At 60.3% G+C, this 18835-nt stretch carries 24 protein-coding genes and 1 pseudogene; 17 read left to right on the forward strand and 8 right to left on the reverse strand.

Annotation, left to right across the window (positions count from 1 at the left end; translation table 11 throughout):
- Positions 1-176 precede the first annotated feature (176 nt).
- The 3 genes and pseudogenes from BUA38_RS28415 (at position 177) to BUA38_RS28425 (ending at position 2241) form a co-directional block, all read left to right on the forward strand.
- A pseudogene (locus tag BUA38_RS28415) lies at positions 177-1109 on the forward strand (Ku protein).
- 77 nt (positions 1110-1186) lie between these two features.
- Positions 1187-1777 carry a hypothetical protein gene (locus BUA38_RS28420; protein WP_072823193.1) on the forward strand — a complete coding sequence of 197 codons (591 nt, stop codon included), beginning with the start codon at positions 1187-1189 and terminating at the stop codon, positions 1775-1777.
- Positions 1774-2241: a metallophosphoesterase family protein gene (locus BUA38_RS28425; RefSeq protein ID WP_072823195.1), complete on the forward strand. Its 468-nt coding sequence runs from the start codon at positions 1774-1776 to the stop codon at positions 2239-2241. Before BUA38_RS28420 ends, BUA38_RS28425 begins: the two co-directional genes overlap by 4 nt.
- 19 nt (positions 2242-2260) lie before the next feature.
- On the opposite strand, the gene BUA38_RS37195 is transcribed toward BUA38_RS28425, so the two are convergent.
- Positions 2261-2437, reverse strand: a complete 177-nt coding sequence (locus tag BUA38_RS37195) for a hypothetical protein (protein WP_156898781.1) — start codon at positions 2435-2437, stop codon at positions 2261-2263.
- A 227-nt stretch (positions 2438-2664) separates the two neighbouring features.
- Here BUA38_RS37195 and BUA38_RS28430 point away from each other — a divergent pair, with 227 nt between their 5' ends.
- Genes BUA38_RS28430 through BUA38_RS28475 form a run of 10 tightly spaced genes read left to right on the forward strand, consistent with a single transcriptional unit; the run spans position 2665 to position 9137 of the window.
- Positions 2665-3036 carry a hypothetical protein gene (locus BUA38_RS28430; protein ID WP_072823197.1) on the forward strand — a complete coding sequence of 124 codons (372 nt, stop codon included), beginning with the start codon at positions 2665-2667 and terminating at the stop codon, positions 3034-3036.
- An 8-nt stretch (positions 3037-3044) separates the two neighbouring features.
- Positions 3045-3401 carry a helix-turn-helix transcriptional regulator gene (locus BUA38_RS28435; protein ID WP_244553081.1) on the forward strand — a complete coding sequence of 119 codons (357 nt, stop codon included), beginning with the start codon at positions 3045-3047 and terminating at the stop codon, positions 3399-3401.
- Positions 3394-4413, forward strand: a complete 1020-nt coding sequence (locus BUA38_RS28440; RefSeq protein ID WP_072826501.1) for an ImmA/IrrE family metallo-endopeptidase — start codon at positions 3394-3396, stop codon at positions 4411-4413. The genes BUA38_RS28435 and BUA38_RS28440 overlap by 8 nt, the downstream gene beginning before the upstream one ends.
- Complete coding sequence (locus BUA38_RS28445) at positions 4410-5045, forward strand: C1 family peptidase (protein ID WP_072823201.1); 636 nt, start codon at positions 4410-4412, stop codon at positions 5043-5045. The genes BUA38_RS28440 and BUA38_RS28445 overlap by 4 nt, the downstream gene beginning before the upstream one ends.
- 9 nt (positions 5046-5054) lie before the next feature.
- Positions 5055-5861 carry a hypothetical protein gene (locus tag BUA38_RS28450; protein WP_072823204.1) on the forward strand — a complete coding sequence of 269 codons (807 nt, stop codon included), beginning with the start codon at positions 5055-5057 and terminating at the stop codon, positions 5859-5861.
- Positions 5862-5875: 14 nt separating this feature from the next.
- Positions 5876-6472, forward strand: coding sequence for a hypothetical protein (locus BUA38_RS28455; RefSeq protein ID WP_156898782.1), 597 nt, complete (start codon positions 5876-5878; stop codon positions 6470-6472).
- Entirely contained in the window at positions 6472-7215 is a 744-nt protein-coding gene (locus BUA38_RS28460; RefSeq protein ID WP_072823208.1) for a dCTP deaminase domain-containing protein, read from the forward strand. The genes BUA38_RS28455 and BUA38_RS28460 overlap by 1 nt, the downstream gene beginning before the upstream one ends.
- Before the next feature lie 46 nt (positions 7216-7261).
- On the forward strand, positions 7262-8356 hold the full coding sequence (locus BUA38_RS28465; RefSeq protein WP_244553082.1) for a nucleotide kinase domain-containing protein: 1095 nt from the start codon (positions 7262-7264) through the stop codon (positions 8354-8356).
- Complete coding sequence (locus BUA38_RS28470) at positions 8353-8733, forward strand: hypothetical protein (RefSeq protein WP_072823212.1); 381 nt, start codon at positions 8353-8355, stop codon at positions 8731-8733. The genes BUA38_RS28465 and BUA38_RS28470 overlap by 4 nt, the downstream gene beginning before the upstream one ends.
- A gap of 5 nt (positions 8734-8738) precedes the next feature.
- Entirely contained in the window at positions 8739-9137 is a 399-nt protein-coding gene (locus tag BUA38_RS28475) for a holo-ACP synthase (RefSeq protein ID WP_072823214.1), read from the forward strand.
- A gap of 13 nt (positions 9138-9150) precedes the next feature.
- Here BUA38_RS28475 and BUA38_RS28480 read toward each other — a convergent pair whose 3' ends face one another.
- The 7 genes from BUA38_RS28480 to BUA38_RS28515 all read right to left on the reverse strand — a co-directional run bounded on the left by BUA38_RS28480 (position 9151) and on the right by BUA38_RS28515 (position 13778).
- Positions 9151-9411: a pyocin activator PrtN family protein gene (locus BUA38_RS28480; protein ID WP_072823216.1), complete on the reverse strand. Its 261-nt coding sequence runs from the start codon at positions 9409-9411 to the stop codon at positions 9151-9153.
- Positions 9412-9572: 161 nt separating this feature from the next.
- Positions 9573-11642: an ATP-dependent helicase gene (locus tag BUA38_RS28485; protein WP_072823218.1), complete on the reverse strand. Its 2070-nt coding sequence runs from the start codon at positions 11640-11642 to the stop codon at positions 9573-9575.
- 103 nt (positions 11643-11745) lie between these two features.
- Positions 11746-12408 carry an SOS response-associated peptidase gene (locus BUA38_RS28490; protein ID WP_072823220.1) on the reverse strand — a complete coding sequence of 221 codons (663 nt, stop codon included), beginning with the start codon at positions 12406-12408 and terminating at the stop codon, positions 11746-11748.
- A gap of 13 nt (positions 12409-12421) precedes the next feature.
- Entirely contained in the window at positions 12422-12949 is a 528-nt protein-coding gene (locus BUA38_RS28495; RefSeq protein ID WP_072826502.1) for a thermonuclease family protein, read from the reverse strand.
- A 13-nt stretch (positions 12950-12962) separates the two neighbouring features.
- Positions 12963-13169 carry a hypothetical protein gene (locus tag BUA38_RS28500; protein ID WP_072823222.1) on the reverse strand — a complete coding sequence of 69 codons (207 nt, stop codon included), beginning with the start codon at positions 13167-13169 and terminating at the stop codon, positions 12963-12965.
- 182 nt (positions 13170-13351) lie between these two features.
- Positions 13352-13558 (reverse strand): hypothetical protein, encoded by a 207-nt coding sequence (locus BUA38_RS28510; RefSeq protein ID WP_072823226.1) that lies wholly within the window; start codon positions 13556-13558, stop codon positions 13352-13354.
- Positions 13559-13580: 22 nt separating this feature from the next.
- Entirely contained in the window at positions 13581-13778 is a 198-nt protein-coding gene (locus tag BUA38_RS28515) for a hypothetical protein (protein WP_156898784.1), read from the reverse strand.
- 138 nt (positions 13779-13916) lie between these two features.
- Between BUA38_RS28515 and BUA38_RS28520 the strand changes: the two genes are divergently transcribed.
- The 4 genes from BUA38_RS28520 (at position 13917) to BUA38_RS28535 (ending at position 18796) form a co-directional block, all read left to right on the forward strand.
- A complete protein-coding gene (locus tag BUA38_RS28520; protein WP_244553083.1) occupies positions 13917-14117 on the forward strand; it encodes a DUF3072 domain-containing protein in 201 nt (66 codons plus the stop codon).
- A 173-nt stretch (positions 14118-14290) separates the two neighbouring features.
- Entirely contained in the window at positions 14291-14479 is a 189-nt protein-coding gene (locus tag BUA38_RS28525) for a hypothetical protein (protein ID WP_244553084.1), read from the forward strand.
- A gap of 837 nt (positions 14480-15316) precedes the next feature.
- The gene (locus BUA38_RS28530) at positions 15317-16513 is read left to right on the forward strand and encodes a DUF932 domain-containing protein (protein ID WP_072823234.1); all 1197 of its coding nucleotides are present in this window, start codon (positions 15317-15319) and stop codon (positions 16511-16513) included.
- A 156-nt stretch (positions 16514-16669) separates the two neighbouring features.
- A complete protein-coding gene (locus BUA38_RS28535) occupies positions 16670-18796 on the forward strand; it encodes a ParB/RepB/Spo0J family partition protein (protein ID WP_072823236.1) in 2127 nt (708 codons plus the stop codon).
- Positions 18797-18835 lie beyond the last annotated feature (39 nt).

Below are 18835 nucleotides of genomic sequence, written 5' to 3' on the forward strand. Positions count from 1 at the left end.
ATTAAAATATTGGCAAAACTGGCATATTCTCGTTTTGTTCGCAACGCGTGGCTAGCCGGTCGATGTTTGGCCGCAATACTTGTCGCCGCATATGACTCGTGTGCGGGCATGTGTCGGAACCGGAGATCGTCGATCGTCTTAGACTTAGGCAACACCGCAATCGGAGTTCAGCGTACATGGCCCCCCGTGCCAACTGGAAAGGCTTTCTCCGCCTGTCCCTCGTCACCTGTCCGGTGGCGCTCTATCCGGCGACATCGTAGAGCGAGAAAATCTCGTTTAACCAGCTCAATCGCCAAACCGGACACCGTATCAAGTACCTCAAGGTCGATGCTGACACTGGCGAAGAGGTGCCCAACGAAGACATCGTTAAGGGCTATATGCTGGACAACGAGACGTTCGTCGAGTTCTCGAAGGAGGAGCTTGAGGAGGTGGCGCTGGAATCCACGCGCACCATCGAGATCGACGAGTTCGTCGAGAAGTCTGAGATCGATCCGCGGTATTTGATCCGGCCGTACTACCTCCGTCCGGATGGCAAGGTCGGCCATGACGCCTTCGCGGTGATCCGCGAGACCATCCGCGAGATGGAAAAGGTCGCGATCGGGCGTGTTGTGCTGACCAACCGCGAGCACATCATCGCGCTCGAGCCGCTAGAGAAGGGTCTCGTCGGCACGCTGCCGCGCTATTCGTACGAAGTGCGATCCGAGGACGAATATTTCGACGAGATTGAGGATGTCAAAGTCACGAAAGACATGCTCGATCTCGCCAAGCACATCGTCAACTCCAAGAGCGGACAGTTCGAGCCCGACAAGTTGGAGGATCATTACGAAACGGCGCTGATCGATCTGATCAACCAAAAACGTGCGGGCAAGACCATCCGCCCGAAGGAACGGCCCAAAGGCGAGAACGTCGTCGACCTGATGGAGGCCCTGCGTCGCAGCGTCGGCGGCGGCGCTGCGCCGGAGCCCAAGGCGGCGAAGAAGGGCGGCAAGAAGCCTCGGAAGGCGGCAGCCGGTCAGAAGGAGATGCTGATGCCGATCGCGGGCAAAAAGTCGACTAAAGAGGTCGCAGCAAAGAAGCCTGCAGCGGGAAGGCAACGGAAGTCGGCTTAGCGGCTTGGCCTGCCACGGATGTGATATCGTTGGGGCACGCCCCAGTCGAACCAACACGTCCCCTTGGCCCAAACAACATGTCCGATGCGGTACAAGATCTCATTGACAGCGACCCCGAATGGAAACGGCGGTACGAATTAATTCGGACACTCGGCGAGGAAAGCGAGCGCGGCATGGCAGTCCTGGTCGGCGCTGAGCTCGAACGCGCCCTCGAACTGGTCCTGTGTGCGTATCTTGCGCCGGGCAAAGCGCGGACGGCGCTTTTTTCTGGAGGCGCGCCGCCGCTCGGTTCGTTCTCGACCAAAATAGATCTTTGCCGTGTGCTTCATCTTATCGCGGACTACGAGCACGCAGCTCTTCACGTGATACGAAAGATACGGAACGAGTTCGCGCACAATCCGAATGTATCCTTCGCGAGTCCCAAAATCCGATCGTTGGTGGACGCGATCGAATTGGGTTCCAAATCGGACCGCGACCACAAGAGCAGATTCGAGATCGAATCCGCGGAGTTGATCGCCACGTTGGAGGTGACTGCCGTCGATCAGGCCCACGGCAGAGTGTACGAAGAGTCGTATAGCACCTGGTATCGACGCGGCGTTGATCAGAAGACCGAGCCCTTCGGTTCGAAAGAGGAAGCCGCCCGAGCCTACTCGACCGGGAAGCCGTGACATTCAAGATCGGGATCATTTCGGACACTCACGGTCTGCTGAGGCCGGAGGCGATGCATCGGTTGTCGGGCGTCGACCACATCATCCACGGCGGCGATATCGGTCGCCCCGAGATCGTTGCGGAGCTCCGAGATATCGCGCCGGTGACCGCGATACGGGGAAACGTCGACAAGGGCGATTGGGCCCGCGAGTTTTCCAAGACCGAGCGCGTCCGGCTCGCCGAGCGGTCCATCTTCGTCTTGCATGATCTGAAAGCGCTTGAGGTAGATCCGGTTGCCGCCGGTATCGATGTGATCGTGTCGGGCCACTCCCATGTACCGAAGATCGACGAAGTCGATGGGGTGCTATTTCTGAATCCGGGCAGCGCGGGGCCGCGGCGGTTCAAGTTGCCGATCACGCTGGCAATCCTCGAGGTCACCTCGCATGCTCTGCGTCCGATCATACACGACCTAGATGACTGCTGAATCGGATCGGCCGCCGCCCTCACACCGCAAACCTGAACGCTGCACCGTCGCGGACGACGTGGCCGTCTATAGGGGCGGCGAGGTGGGGGCCGATGACGAGGATCAACTGGTCGGCCCACTCGGCGAAGAGGCGCGAGCGAGTGAGCGCGGCGGCCTTCCGGTCGTTGTCGCCGATCGACCCGGTGGTGTGCACCATCTGACAAGGATGGTGAGCCATGTCGCCGGTGATCGCCGACGTGGCGACCCATTCACGGACTGTACTCCTCGACTTAGACAATTTATCAGGTGCCTGATGTAACCTATTGAATATTAAGAGATAAGTGTTGAGGCCTAAGAAGGCGGATCAACTTCACGGCTCAGTTTTGTTGACTTTTCGCGCGTACTTCCTATATCATGTTCGGAAATCGAACATGGAGCGTGCGAATGAGCGCGACCAAGGACGACTTGGCGAAAGCCTTCGACGAGAAGGTGTCTGATCTCGTTTCCCAACTTGAGGCATGGTTCGCGGAAGAGACCGCCCCGATTGATGGAGCGGACGGTTCTGACGCGCCGTCGGGCGACGGTGGATCGATTATCGGGACGGGTCCTGCGATCGATTCCAAACGCGTTGTCGACGCAAGGGTCGTCACCAAGAAGGTGCTCGACATCGAATTGCCACCGGCCATCATCAAGCCCGGCGGCTACACGAGCTGCAAGGAAATGATCGACGACATCGTGCCGAAGCTCAAGAAGGTGTTTACGGGCGAGATCAAGGTGAAAACGCCCAAGCCCGTTAAACAGCCAGAACCAGCATGAGGGACGACATGAGCGATGAGGCCGAACAATGGAGACTGATCGGCGACCGGCTCCGACAGGCGCGCGAATACCTCGAACTGAAGCAAGAAGAGGCCGCCGACGCCGTCGGTCTGTCCCGGTCCGCTTTATCTCTCGTTGAGAACGGTCGCCGGAAGGTGGATGCCGTCGAGCTTGCGCGCTTTGCCGAGGTCTACGGCCAAACGATCGAAGCGCTGACAGGCACCGCCAAGGCGCACCCGCTTCCGGAAAACGTGCAAGCGCTGGCGCGCGCGGCGACCGAGCTGTCGGCCGACGACCGCGCCGAACTATTGCGTTTCGCGGAATTTCTCCAGACACGTGGTCCACGGAGCGCTGACCGTGGCTAGATCGCCCATTGCAACCGCTCGTCTTGACGCTGTTGCCGCGGCCAAACGCGTGCACGACGAGCTCGGGCTGCAATCCCGCGTTACCCAGGGCGAGGGGCTGATCGATGTCTTCGAGGCGATCGCGGAGCTGGATATTCCGCTCGTCTTCAAGCCGCTCGACACTGCGCTTGGATTATGTCTTCCGGCCCCGCTCCGGGGCATTATCGTCACAACGCGCCGTGGTCTGCACATTCAGCGCTTCACCGCGGCCCATGAGCTTGGCCATGTCGTGCTCAACCACCGTGGCAGCGTCGACCTGGACATTCTGGAGCGCGGGCCTTTGGTGCCCACGGGAGGACGGGACCTGCAGGAGGTGGCTGCTGACGCCTTCGCCGCCGAGTTCCTGCTGCCCCGCTGGCTCTACCGACACCACATCCAATCGCAGGGATGGACGGTCGCCCGTCACCTGCGCAATCCCGACATTGTCTATCAGCTCTCGCTGCGGATGGGCGCGAGCTATGAGGCAACCTGCTGGGGCCTCTTCAGCCATCAGATCCTGCCCCAGGGCGAGGTGGACCAATTGCGCAAGGCCCAGGTCGCCCGGCTCAAGGCCACCCTTGGCGAGGAGTTCAAACCCGGCAACAGCTGGGCCGATGTCTGGCGGCTGACCGGCAAGGACGACGGGGCCAAGATCGTCGGCAACCCCGACGATCTCATCCGGATTGAGCTTTCGGAGGCGGCCGGCAGCGGCTACCAGTGGCAGGTCGATGCGCTCCGCAAGGCGGGCTACGAGGTGCTGTCCGACAGATCCTCATTTTCTCGCGATCCGCTTCTCTACGGCGCGCCCAGCGTGCGCACACTGATCGCGCGTCCCCCTGCGGGTGGGACCGGCTCGCTGACGATGCGCGAGATCCAGCCCTGGAATCCCGAAACGGCTGACGATCCGGCGTTTTCGGTTGCATTGTCTCTGCAGGGTCCCGAGACCGGTGGTCTTTCCCGCGCCAAACGTCGTCGCCTGGGAATTAGATCTTGATTGCCATCCGTGCTGATCTCCGGACCCACCTTCAACCGGTTCGCCATCAAGGCCGACGGCAGTCATGTCTCGCCTTTGCGACCTCGGCGGCGCACGAGCACAAGGCGGGCATTGTCGGCCATTTGTCGGTCGAATACCTATTCTATCATTCCGTGGAACGAACGCCTGGAAAGAATCCGGCCGTCGGCACGACAATGGCCGCCGCGGCCGGCGCGCTAGCCGACGAGGGACAGCCGGTCGAAGCGGCCTGGCCTTACAGTCCTGTTCAGGTCACGCCGTGGACGGCGCCGGCGATCACGACAGCACTTCATAAGCGGCGCATGGTGCTGGGCAGCCTCGGCTTTGACGACATTACCGGCGCCCTCGATGCAGGCCATCTTGTCGTTCTCGGCGTCATCATCACCGACGCCTTCTATCGCGCTGATGCGTTGGGCCAGGTAGCTGACGTCAGTCCCGACATTGAGCGCGGCGGCCACGCGGTGCTTGCCGTCGGTCACGGGGCGCATGCCGATGGAACGCCGATGATCCTGATCCGAAACAGCTGGGGAACAGCTTGGGGAATTGGGGGATATGGCTGGCTTTCTCCGAGCTACACCACCCGACAATTGCGTGAAACCGCTACACTGACCTAGGAGGTCGAAATGGAACTGATCAAAGGTCAAACCGCTCCTTCCGTCTGGCTCGCGGCTGCGCGATATCTGCAGGATTGCTCGGATCAGGAGGACTTCGATGTCATCCTGCATGTGACCGAGCCCACCGTGCTATCGAAGCCGGACGCCGCCGTGTACCAGGCGGTCGACCAGTTCCTCACAGGTCACGGCGCCTTCAGTATCCATACCGTGGCAGAAACGATCTTCCCGCTCGATGAGTATTTGCGAAAGGGCACCAACAGCGTCTTCAGCCAATTTCCGGACAAGATTCGCGCCATCCAGAAGGGCCGGAGCGACAGCAACTGGGGAAGTTATGCCTACCGATTCTTGCGGCAACGGGACGCGCACGGCGAGATCTTCAATCCGCTCGAGGAACTGGTCGCCAAGATCGTGGCGCACGGCAAGTATCGAGCGTCATTTGAGCTCAATGCCGGCCGGCCCCTCGAGGAGGATATCCCGATCTATGACGCGGTCACCGACCGCAAGCGTCTCTATGGCGGCCCGTGCCTCAGCCATCTGAGCATCAAGGTGCATGATGGCAAGGTGCGGTTGAACGCGACCTACCGCTCGCACTATTACGTCAAGCGGCTGCTCGGCAATCTGGTAGGCCTCGGTCGGCTGCAATATTTCCTCGCCAAGGAAACCAAACTCCAGATCGGCACGCTCACCATCAACTCGACGTTCGCCTGTCTTGATACAGGTTCAAGCGACACCGTTGGACGATGGGGCAAGCGCGATGTCGAAGCGCTGATTGCGCGCTGTCGCAACCTCTATCAAACTGAGCCTGCCGCGGCCTGAAGGAACCGTTGCCTATGACCCTGCGAGAAGATTTTCTCCGGCTACAATGGGCCCAGTTGAGGCATGATGAGGCATATCACAAGGATGTCGTCATCATGCCGCTCGCCGAGCGCGTCAAGCATATGGCGCTGCATAACGCGAAGTATACGGCCTATTTCTTCGATGCCATCGACGACATTGATCAGGCCAAGCTGACCAAGACCTTGACGGATGCCTTCGTCATCGTGCTTGCTACCGCGAACACGCTAAATCAGGACATCGGGTCAGATATTGGTGCAAGCGCCGATGCGTCTCAGTCGTTTCAATCGCTCGGCGCAAGCCTTGCCGAAAGTATCGGGCGCAACGATGCCGACGATTATTGGCTGGTGCGGAATTTCGCACGTCATGCGGGACACCTCGCCAAGATATGCGAGTCCTGGGACCATCTGGAAAGCATTCTATTCCGGGACGAAATGAAGCGATGCAATCTGGAGCTGCTCAAGGTAATTCTAGCCGAGGCCAGTGACAGGCAGTTGGACTTGGCTGAATCCTACAAGTCCCGTATGCGCCAGGTCGAGCAGCGCTCGATTTTCGATAAACTCTTTCAGGAAGGGGCCGGGGGCGAAGCATAATGTTCTGGGGCGGTTTGCGTCTTGAAAAGGAGTTGCCGGCGCTTGTCACCGACTACAGGCCCGAGCGCATCGACGGAGCTTCCTATCGTTTGAGGGTTGGTCCGGAAGTCTATGTATCTCCGACCGGAGAGCCGGACGATCCTCGCAACAAACCCAAGACCCAATTGAAAGAGGGCCAGGGCTTTACCGTTCCCGCCGGCCAATTCGGTTTTATCCTGACCGAGGAAAAAATCATCGTACCGACTTCGGCTATCGCTTTCATTTCCATACGAGCGCGCTACAAGTTCCAAGGGCTGGTCAACGTCTCCGGATTCCATGTCGATCCGAATTACGAAGGTCGGCTGATCTTTTCGGTCTTTAATGCCGGACCCGGTCCGGTTCATCTCTCCCGGGGCGAAGATTGCTTCTTGATCTTTTACGCTGACCTTGATCAGCCAAAACAAGTTTCCAAAAAAGAGGGCTTTGATTCCATCCCCTCGAGACTCACAGGTCCCATTGCCGGTGGCCTGCAGTCATTTGCCAGCCTATTGTCGAAGATCAACGAAAACGACAAGAAGCTCACCGACCGTGTCAACGCCGTCGAGCGCGAGCAGGCGGTTCTCAAATGGGCCACGGCGCTCGCCATCGGTGCGCTTGTGACCGTTGGATTACGAGAGTGTTCGTTCACTCGACCTCAAGCCGACCAATCGAAGGCCGGCATTTCTACGCCAGCGTCGCCAACCCCAACACCGCGTGCGCCATGATCCTCCCGCAGTCGTCGGCCTGTTAACGGCGAGCTGAAAACCCGCTATGATCCAGACGATTCTTATGCTGGCGTATCGGCGCCCGATCGGTGCTCTCGCGCGCCGATTTGGCTGTCCTAACGTTCAGGATCGTCAGGGGCCTATGATAGCGACACCGGTTTTCGAGAGTTATTGGCGGTTTGCTGCCGAGCGGCAAGCGATCTATTTTCGGCGAATGTCGAATCCGGTCGGTCCATGGACCAATGATCCGATCTTATCGACCTTTCGTTTCACCAATGCCTATCGCGCAAGCGATCGCGTGAGCCAATACCTGATCCGCGAGATCCAATATCATCCGGACCGATCCCCACGACCCTCCGAGGTTTTCTTCCGGACCATCCTGTTCAAGCTTTTCAACCGTGTCGAGACCTGGGAAGAGCTCGAACGCCGCTGTGGTCCTATGATCTGGGACCGCGTTGACCTGGGTGTTCTTGCAATAACACTTGATCGAATAATGGATCGTGGTGGCAAGCTATATTCCGCGGCCTACATCATGCCGTCGCCGGCATTTGGTCATAAGCGAAAACACGCCAACCACCTCGCTTTGCTGGCGCGCATGATGGACGACCGCCTGCCGGATAGGATTTGCCAGGCGCCGTCGCTGCGGGACATCTACGCCTTGCTCGCAAGCTATCCGGGAATTGGCCCGTTTCTCGCGTTCCAGTACGCAATCGATCTCAACTACGCTGCGTTTCTTGACCACAAAGAGAGTGAGTTCGTCGTTGCCGGACCGGGCGCTGCAGACGGCATTGCCAAATGCTTTACCGACACGGGCGGACGAAGCGCGGAAGAGGTCATCAACTGGGTCTGCGAACGCCAGGAGGAGGCGTTTCGGTCCGCCGGCATCGAATTCCAGACGCTCTTTGGCAGGAGGTTGCAGCCCATCGATTGCCAGAACCTGTTCTGCGAGATATCCAAATATGCCCGCGTGGCGCATCCTCATGTCCGTGGCCTGACAGGGCGCACGCGCATCAAGCAGCTTTTTCGTCAAGCGGCTGAACCGTTGCCGCGTCCCATGTTTCCTCCGCGCTGGGGTCTTCGTACCCCAGACTCGCCGGCGCCAGCGAAGGCGTCCGATGAGCGGGTGGGGTTATTCGCGTGACCGGTGATCCGCGCGCCAGCTCAGAAGAGGACAAGAAAACCTCGAAATGGGGAGCCGCCGCGAGGATCTTTGTCCAGATCATCTACGCGGCGCTTTCAGCAACCATCGTGATTGCCGTCGTCAGGATCGTTCGCGAGGGCGGCGGGGCTCTTGCAACCGTCGACCTTGTGAAGCTCTACGATCAACACGGCCCCGCGGCGATCGGGATCCCCGTTGCCGGGATTTCTGCGCTGCTTCTTGTCAGTCTCGCCCGCGCGCTTGACGGTCCCATGTCACTCGACGTCTTTGGCATCAAATCCGAAGGTGCGTCCGCGACCTGCATCGTCTGGGCCATACTCTTTCTCGTCATCGGTTTATCGTTCCGTGCCCTCTGGTAGACCAAATGATCCTCGGGGTTGGAGTCGATCTCTGTCAGGTTGAGCGCATCAGGCGCTCCCTCAGAGGATTGGGCGAGGCCTGGATCGACGAGCTCTTCACTGCCGAAGAGCGCAGGCTTTGCCAGCTGGGAGCGGATCATGCCTTACTGTTCGGCCGTGCGTTTTGCGGCAAGGAGGCTTGCTTCAAGGCTCTGGGGACAGAGAACACCGCCGAGGTCGGCTGGCGCGACATCGAAATCCTGCAGTCTGGTTCCTTGGCGTCGGCCCGGCTGTCGGGCGGAGCACTTCAAAGATTGCAAGAAATCACGCCGCCTGGTCATGTCGTCCGAGTGCACGTGGCTTGTGCCGGCGGGGCGGGGCTAGCCCAGGCCATCGTTACGATCTCGGCTGTGCCGGTGCCCTAGGGAAGCTTCGCTGTCATCGCGTCATGGCGGTCAACCCTTTTCTTGCCGCCGCGATACGCGCGTCGAGATAGCTCGCTAGATCCACGAGGTAGATGCCCTTTGCGCATTTCTGGCTTGCCTCCATTCGGACGAGCGGAATCGTTATCTCCCCGACACTCAATTTTTGGATCAGCTTGTTCGGGCTCAAATGCGAGAAATAGTCTTGGCAGGCCTGCTCGACGGGAATGATCGCCTTGCCGCCATACTGTGCCATGAGAAGAAATGTGGTGTTCATGGAACCCGAGCCTGCAGAGCCCCGGAAGTGTAGACAACTATATGCGGCTTGTTCAGATTTGAAGCGCGGCGGTGCGGGGTTCGGCGCGTTTCGCTACAAGTTGGCGAGTCCTCCACTAGTTGCTCTGAACAAGGGACGACCGATGTGGTCGGCAGCAAGGCCTAGCGCCACATCCCTCGCATGCGAGCGCCGATGTCGATTCGTGGGCCTTGGCTTGGTCCGCGCGCGGTGCCTGGAGACGCTATCGGCCAATTCGTGCGCTCGAATAGGCCAAGCAGCTTCTCGGGGATAAAGCGGGTTCTCGATGCGTAAACGTGCCGGTCACCTTGGGAATGCTGGCCGTGTGTGAAGAAACGCTGCGGCACCACGAGATGAAGATCATCCTTTGCCCGCGTCATCGCGACGTAGAGAAGGCGGCGTTCCTCTTCCAGTTCAGCGGAGGTGCCTGCTCCGAGGTCAGACGGCATGCAGCCGTCGACCACGTTGAGAACGTACACTGACTTCCATTCCTGGCCCTTTGCCGAGTGGATGGTCGACAGGATCAGATAGTCCTCGTCCAACAATGGCACGCCCGCCTGATCGCTGGTCACGTCCGGCGGATCCAGAGTTAGTTCCGTCAGGAAGCGTTCACGCGAAGGATATCCGGCGGCTATCTGTTCGAGTTGGAGGAGATCGGCACGTCGAACCTCGGCGTCTTCGTGGATGCGGTCGAGATGTGGTTCGTACCAGAGGCGGGCACGCTCCAGGTCCGAGGGCCATTCCGAATATCGGAGGTTTCCGATCGTCCCTACGAACGTGGTCCAATCGTCACCGGCACGGGGCGGGCACGGGAAGGTACAAAGAGCGCCGAGCGGGTCAGCGGCCTCCGCCATGTGATCGAGGATCCGTTGCGCGGAAGCGGGGCCGATCCCCGGCAATAAATGCGCCACGCGGAAGCCAGCGACCCTATCGCGGGGATTCTCAACGAGCCGCAGCAGGGCGAGCAGGTCTTTGACGTGCGCGGCGTCGAGAAACTTCAGGCCGCCGAACTTCACGAATGGAATGTTGCGGCGGGTGAGTTCGACCTCCAGCGGCCCGCTGTGCGAAGACGTACGGAAGAGCACCGCCTGTTGTTTGAGGAGGGCTCCTTCCTCGCGGGTTTCGAGAATGCGCTCGACGATGTAGCGCGCCTGGTCGGCCTCGTCGCGCACGGCGACCAGGCGAGGTCTTACCGATGACATGCGCTCCGTCCACAGGTTCTTTGTGAAACGCTCCCTGGCGAGATCGATGACCCCGTTTGCGGCGGAAAGGATCGGCTGCGTCGAACGATAGTTGCGATCGAGGGTGACGATCTCCGCCTTCGGACTGAACTGCTCGGGAAAATCGAGAATATTGCGGACGGTGGCGGCGCGGAACGAGTAGATCGATTGCGCGTCGTCGCCGACCACGGTGAGACCCCGCCCTCCGGGCTTCAACGCCAGCAGAACCGACGATTGCAGGCGGTTCGTGTCCTGGTATTCGTCGACGAGCACGTGATCGAAGCGGCCGCCAACGTCGTCGGCAATGGCAGCCTCGGACATCATGTGTGCCCAGTACAGAAGAAGGTCATCATAATCGAGGACATTCTGCTTCTGCTTGGCCTCTACGTATGCGACGAAAAGCTCCTTGAGCTCCGCGGCCCAGCCGGCGCACCACGGATAGGACGCGCCGAGTACTTCTTCGAGTTCGGTCTCCGCGTTGACGCAGCGGGAGTAGATCGAGAGGCACGTGCCCTTCGTGGGAAAGCGGCTTTCGGTCTTCGAGAGCCCGCGCTCGTGCCGGACGAGATTCATCAGGTCGGCCGAGTCTTCGCGGTCATGAATGGTGAAAGCGGGATTGACCCCGATCTGGTCGGAGTATTCGCGGAGCAGTCGGGCACCGATACCATGGAAAGTCCCGGCCCAGCTGAGCGCGTCGGTCATGATGCCGGCATTCGCGCCCAGGACCTTGCGGGCGATCCGCTCGACCCGCTTCGACATCTCGGACGCCGCGCGCCGCGAGAACGTCATCAAAAGGATCCGCCGAGGGTCGGCGCCACTCACGATCAGATGGGCCACACGATGCGCAAGCGTGTTCGTCTTGCCGGACCCCGCGCCAGCGATGACGAGGAGGGGAGCCCCGACATGACCATCGGCGGTGACACCGTGCTCGACGGCTCGACGCTGCTCCGGATTGAGCGTTTCGAGATATGAGGCTGTGGTCGTCGCGAGCACGAATTGCCCCCCTGATCGAACGTCACGCTCGATGATTCGTCTTGAAACCGCAACGAGATAAGCTGCGACATGCTCGCGGCAGCCAGTTTGGCGCTAGCAAGCCTCAAGCCACCATCTTGTCTTCCTTGTCCGCGCCCCGCATGACGATCTTCAGCGTGTCGTCGGGCAAGGGGCGCTGCAAAGCTTTGGCTTCATCCCAAGGGGCACGTATCCAGACGTCGCGCTCTTCGTCTGTGGTGAGAATGACCGGCATCGCCTTCTCGTGAATGGGCGCGACGATCGCGTTTGGCTCGGTTGTCAGGAAGCCATAGACGAGGTGAGGCCCAGGGATCGGCTTTGATTTCGTGCCGCGGTCTCCCTTGAATTCGGTCCAGATGCCCGCGAAGGCAAACAGCGGCCGGTCCTCGTTCAGCGCGAACCACACGATGTCCTTCTTCTTTGTTTCCGGGTTTGGTTCGGGGGCGTACTCGGCAAAGCTGTTGGCAGGTACGAGGCAACGGTTCTCTGGCTTAAGCCACGCGCGCCAGTGGGGTGAGGTGGTGTTGCGGATGTTGGTGACCGGGAAGTTGCCGGCCCGCGGAGGAGGGGGCATGCCCCAGCGCATGGTGATCAGTTCGCTGCCCCAGTCCGTGTTGCGTATGACCGGCGCAGGATAGTCCGGAAAAACGCCCGGCATCGGCGGCAGGTTGCCGACATAGCGATTGACGACGCGAAATAGCGCGATGATGGCGGCCTGGTTGGTGGTGATCGAATAAAGATTGCACATTGGCGGGTCCGTTCTAAGGATGCGCGTTTGCATCGTCCGAGCAACTGGCGGGACTTCCCTGGGATCGAATGCAGGCCCGATACAGCCAGGGTTCAACGTAACTGCCACTCCAGATGCCACGCCCGGCTCGTTCGGCGTCGCGTTGATCGGCTTCATACCTTCCTTTTGAATAGCGCGGCCAGTCGAGCGCAAGGCCGTTGTGCGCAAGCCACGCGCCGAGATCGGCGTCTCCGACCGAACAGGTTGCAACCGTCCGCCCGTACTGGTCCAGGTTCATCGGCGTGCAGTTGACCGGCCGTCTCGCAATGAAGGCGTCCAGTTCATTCGCAGCTTTTGCGCCACACCGATATTGTAAGCTGTCCTCGCCACGGCACAGTTGGGTGCTCTCGGGTGCGTCAATTCCCCAAAGACGGATCCGTGTACCGTGTATTTCCAGTGTGTCGCCATCAATGATACTGGCTTGCCCGATCAGGTCATCAGCCAGGGCTTGGCTCCAAAGTGACAGGAACATCAACAAGGCTGCGGTTCGCCGGGTGATCATCATCCGGATTGCCTCAGCCAATCCGATGTGGCTTGTTCAGGAAATACCCGCGATTGCCGAGCGCGCTTTCGGCATACTGATCGATCGCGACGATGATCGCTTGTACGTGTTGGTAGCAGTAGCCTTCCAGTGTCGCCTGCCGTCGCACGTCGGCCAGCGCTTTGATCCACGCTGGATGGTCAGACTTGTCGTCGTACCATTTTAGAGGTTCGTGGGCCAAAGCATCAGCCTCCGTGCGATCGTTGATTGGCTCGGCGCGTCAGATCCTCGAGCTCCGCTCGTCGTCTTGTGATCAACAGACGTGGTGCGGCGTCGTCGAGGCCGGATCGCTGAAGCTGGTGGATGGTGCTGGAGAGTTCGGCGATCTGAGCGCGCAACTCCAGAATCCTGAGCGGCAGTGGATCATCGCTCATGCGCCGCCGGCGCGATCAGCCGCTCCCGCCTCTCGATGAAGAGAACAAGATCAGCCTGTGCCCGCATCAGCCGTTGGGCCGCGGGCGTGCAGTCAAGATCAGCAGCTATCAGCTGCTCGATCTCGCAAGACTGAAGCCGGACGTCGCGCCGGAGCCGGGCGATGTTGCGATTGAGCAGAACCAGATTGCGGTCCATCGATCGCTCCGGGCCAAGGTCATCATCGGCTGCGAGTTGCGGTCTTCGGCCTCTCGGCCGGCCGGTTGTTTGCCTTGAGCCGCTCCTCGATGGTCGGCAACGGGTCGCTACCGCCGGCGGCCTTCCATGCGGCCACCAGCGCAGCGAGTTCCGTCCTCATAGCGATCAGCCGGAGTGCGGAATCCGTACTGTCCAGATCATTACGGATCTGGTCGTGCATGGCGTCCTCGACGCCTACCATCTCAGCCCGCAAGGATCTGATCTTGCGGCGGATTTCATTAATTCGGTTGTCCATGGGCTTATAAGAACAAAAAGAGAACATAGAGTCAAGCGGCACATATATAAAGAGAGACGGAAAATGAAAGCCATGGTTACGAAATACGGTGGGGTCGCAGGCCGCCTTGACGGCCCTATGACGCGAGCCCAGGCCTTGCGGCTGAAGAGCTTGGCCGAGGAGGCCTATCAGCCCAAACAGTACGCGCCGAATTTGAGCTCTGGCGAAGCCGCACGGCGCATCGATGCGTTGAAAACGGAGATCGCGCTGGCGGATTCCTTCTAGCTCTGAAGCAGCGAGTGGGCGCCTCGGTTCGCACCGAAAATATCCGGATGGAAGCGCTGAGTCGTCCACAATGCGGCCATTGGATGCTGGGCCCACGCTGGCGCTATTTCTGCGACTCACGCTAAGCAATTGTCTCTATCGGCTCGAATGCGCGAAGGAATAAGATGGTTGGAATGACCCGTGAACTGCCCGATCAAGGTTATGCGCTCGAAGTTGATGGCCGGATGAAAGCAGAATTCGCCACTAGGGACGGCGCCAAGGCAGGTGGGGAAGAGCTGAAGAGGCGCTTTCCCAATCTCCTGGTTAGAATCTACGACGCACAGACAAGGACGCGAGAAGAAATCTCGCTTCAAGGGTTCTAACGACGCTGGATGCGCATGCGGCGACGGGGGCGTCCGCTTTCGCGGACCAGGCTCTCGTGAACCGCACCGCAATTGCGTCGCGGCCTTGCGGCGTCGATCCTTCGCGCAAGAACAGTTCAGGCTTTCGTCAGCGGGCCAATAAAAAACCGGACCTTTATGCAGCCGCCGCCGTCTGCGCAAAGGTCCGATCTTGTCTTGTCTCCTCGATATCCGAAGGCCTGTAGAGGCCCCTTTCAGATCTCTGAAGAGAACTATTTAGGTCCGGATTTCGATCCGGAGCAGCACTTTCTCGTCGTTACTTCTTCCGCGACGTCTTCTTTGCCACCTTCTTGGTAGCTTTCGCGCTCTTCTTTGCCTTCTTCGCTTTCTTTGCCATGTGGTCCTCTGAAAAAATTGGCTCAGTAGTCGCGCGCATGTCGTGCATCGACATGCACACCACCGAGACGATATCACGAAAGCAAAATTGATACCAACGAGTCGTGAAGTCGCTAATGTGTCGCTCGCCGGAGGCACTCGTCCGCGGGCCCCGCCGTCATTGCATTCCGGCGTCGCTATCACTGTCCCGCGTTCGGGTGCCTTATTAACCGGTCTCGCGACTGCAGTCGGTCCCGCGTCCCGCCAAGAGGCGGCGCTATGCTGACGCTCCTGCGGCTGCCTCTTTTCCTGCGGGCTTGCGCCCGCAAAGGCCTGGCTTCGCCTGATTTGGGAAGCCTTGGATGTTCCGTAGCTTCCGTTCGCGCGTGGATCGAGCATCGCAGAGTGAGAGGTTGGCCGATTTTTCCGTGACGGGTTGGAGGTCGCGAGAGAGGCTTGCGGCGCCCGTCATGGAGATAACCCATGACCCAGCTGAATATAGTGGATGCCCCTCGCGGAGAGCGCGGTGGCTACAGGGTGGATGTGAACCGCGGGGAGCGGATTGGCCGCGTGTCCTCGGAATGGTTTTCGCGGCCGGCCGACGAACGGTACCTGTCACTCTCGGAATTGCACGCCGTGGTGCGCGGCCGCGCCGAGCGAAGCAGGACCCGTACGGCCGAAACTGCGTCGATCCGGGTGGAAGCCAACCGTGGCGACGCGGAGCGACTGACTCTGATGCTGCCAGGCGAGGACATGCCCCTCGCACCCACGCACTGGAGCTTTGGTCAGCTCACAACGATGGTCGGCGCGCCGGCCACCTATCTGCGCGAGCTGCCAGCCTCGCTCGCCGCCATCAATCTTCAGTACGGGCTGACGTCGCACCGCGCCGAATTGATCAAAACCCTCGAGGTCGAGGACGGACGCGTTGAGCTGCGCGCTATCACCGGCCCCGACTACGGGCGCATCTACGACCACGAACTGGTTGCCGCCGTGCAGCGGATCGCCGGCAACGGCACCGGTGATACACGCTGGAAGGTGCCCGGTGTGCTCGACTGGTCGACGGGTGTCTACAACCCACACGTCGACATCACGAAAAACACCACCACGCTGTACGCCTCGGACCGAGATGTGTTCCTGTTTCTGGTCGACGACTTGAATCCGATCGAGGCGGGGAAACTGGCGGACGGTTCGCCTGACCTCTACTTTCGCGGCTTCTATTGCTGGAATTCCGAGGTCGGTGCCAAGACGCTTGGTATTGCGAGTTTCTATCTTCGGGCCGTCTGCCAGAATCGCAATCTCTGGGGCGTCGAGGATTTCGAGGAAATCACCATCCGCCACTCCAAATACGCCGCCTCCCGATTTGCCCACGAGGCGTCCCCGGCGCTCACGCGTTTCGCAAATTCTTCGCCGATGCCGTTCGTCAACGGCATTAAGACCGCGCGCGAGCGAATCGTCGCACGGACCGACGACGAGCGAACTGAATTCTTGCGCAAGCGCGGCTTTGGGAAGTCGGAGACGGCCAAGATCATCGAGACGGTGCTCGCCGAGGAGGGCCGCAAGCCCGAAAGCATCTTCGACTTCGTGCAGGGCATTACTGCAGTTGCCCGGGACAAGCCCCATCAGGATGCCCGGCTCGATCTCGAGGCGCGGGCGAAGAAGCTTCTCGACCGAGTGGCCTGACTCCCGTCGCCGTCGCGGCGAATTTTCGCCCGGAATCCAATCTTCTCGTTTCTGCGTTCGGCGTCGCCCTCCAGAGGAAGAGGGCGGCGCTCGGCTTCGTGACGGGTCAGGAGGTCCAGAGAGAGGCTCTGGATCGCCCGTCGCGGAGAAAGTTTGATGTCCAAATCTGTTCAGAAGATTACCCTCAGTCAGTCTCGGGACATTCCGTTCAACAAACTGGTGCTGAGCCAGTCCAATGTCCGCCGCATCAAGGCGGGCGTCTCGATCGAGGAACTCGCGCAGGATATCGCGCGGCGCACGCTCCTTCAGAGTCTCACCGTGCGGGCGGTTCTTGATGACGAGGGCGCGGAAACCGGCATGTTCGAAGTGCCTGCTGGCGGACGGCGTTATCGGGCGCTTGAGCTCCTGGTCAAGCAGAAGCGGCTTGCGCGTACCGCACTGATCCCTTGCGTCGTGCGGACGGAAGGTTTGGCTGAAGAGGATTCGCTCGCCGAAAACGTTCAGCGCGCGCCACTGCACCCGCTCGATCAGTTCCGTGCCTTCCGCGATTTGCGCGAGAAAGGCACGGGCGAGGAGGAGATCGCGGCCGTCTTCTTTGTCAGCGTCCAGGTGGTCAAGCAGCGGCTCAAGCTTGCCGCGGTCTCGTCAAAGCTGCTGGACATCTATGCCGAGGACGGCATGACTCTCGACCAGCTGATGGCATTCACTGTCAATCCGGATCACGAGCGCCAGGAGCAGGTATGGGAAGCGCTTCAACGCTCCCACAATAAAGAGCCATACTACGTCCGACGCCTTCTGACCGAGGGCGCCGTGCGAGCTTCGGACAAGCGCGCCCAGTTTGTGGGGATCGAGGCCTATGAGACCGCCGGCGGCGACGTCATGCGGGATCTGTTCCAGCAGGATGACGGCGGCTGGTTGCAGAATCCCGTGCTGCTCGACCGTCTCGTTGCCGAGAAGCTGGAGCGTGAGGCTGATAGTGTTCGCGGGGAAAACTGGAAGTGGATCGAAGTCGCCATCGACCTCCCTTACGGTCACGCTTACGGGCTGCGCCAGATCACGGGCGAGCCAGTCGCGATGAGCGAGGAGGAGGTCGCCACGGCCGAAGCCTTGCGGGCCGAATCCGAGCGTCTTGAGCAAGCTCATGCGGACGCCGATGAACTCCCCGAGGAAGTCGACTTGCGGCTCGGCGAAATTGAGACCGCTCTTGCCGCACTCGATGATCGGCCGGTCAGGTACGACCCTGAGGAGATCGCGCGTGCCGGTGTCTTCGTCAGCATCGACGGATCGGGAGAGCTGCGGGTCGAACGCGGGTACGTCCGTCCCGAAGATGAACCAGCGCTTCCGCAAGCTGAGCCGGCAACTGACCCGGAAACGAGCAGCGCTGCCGCTGGCTCAGCACTGCCAGACACGGATGAGGTGCGGGCGGGCATGTCAGTCGCTCAGGAGCAGCCTGAGGAAGAGGGGGGCATCAAGCCGATCCCTGATCGGTTGATGACCGAACTCACGGCGTATCGCACGCTCGCCTTGCGCGATGCGCTGGCCCAACATCCTGATGTGGCGTTCCTGGCAGCGCTGCATGCGCTCTGCCTGAAGCTGTTCTACCGTTACACGCCCGAGTCCTGTCTTGAGATCGACGTGAAAAGCGTGGTCTTCGGTGGCCAGGCGCCCGGTCTTAACGACACTGCCATCGCCAAGGCAGTTGACGAACGGCACCAGCGGTGGTCGGAGCAGTTGCCGCGCGAGTCGGCCGAGCTCTGGGATGCGCTCATCGCCTTCGATCCTGACAGCCGTGATGCGCTGTTCGCCCATTGCGTCGCACTCAGCGTCAACGCCGTGTTTGAACCCTGGAATCGGCGACCGCATGCGCTTGCTCACGCCGACCGCATCGCCGAAGCGGTTAGCCTCGACATCGTGGCTGCGGGCTGGTCGCCAACCGTCGATAACTATTTCGGCCGTGTGACGAAGACACGCATCGTCGAAGCTGTCCGCGAAGCCAAGGGCGAAACCGCTGCCCAACTCATCGAACACCTGAAGAAGAGCGAGATGGCGGAGCGGGCCGAAGCGCTGCTCGCCGGCTCTAGCTGGCTTCCGGAGCCGTTGCGCACGCCTGGTCAGGTGACCGGAGCGCCTTCTCCGATCTCTGAAGTCAGGGAGTGCTCATCCGCCGGCTCGGTCGGAGAGGAATCGGCGGTGACCGGATACGAAACGGCCATTGGCGATTCTGAGCTGGCGGTCGAGGATGTGTTCGTTCCGGCAGAACAGCCGCTGGTCGCGGCTGAGTGACCTAAGGAGCCACCGTCACTCTCGAAGGCCCGCCGCCAC

The organism is Bradyrhizobium erythrophlei, from assembly GCF_900142985.1.
GTDB classification, from domain to species: Bacteria; Pseudomonadota; Alphaproteobacteria; order Rhizobiales; family Xanthobacteraceae; genus Bradyrhizobium; species Bradyrhizobium erythrophlei_B.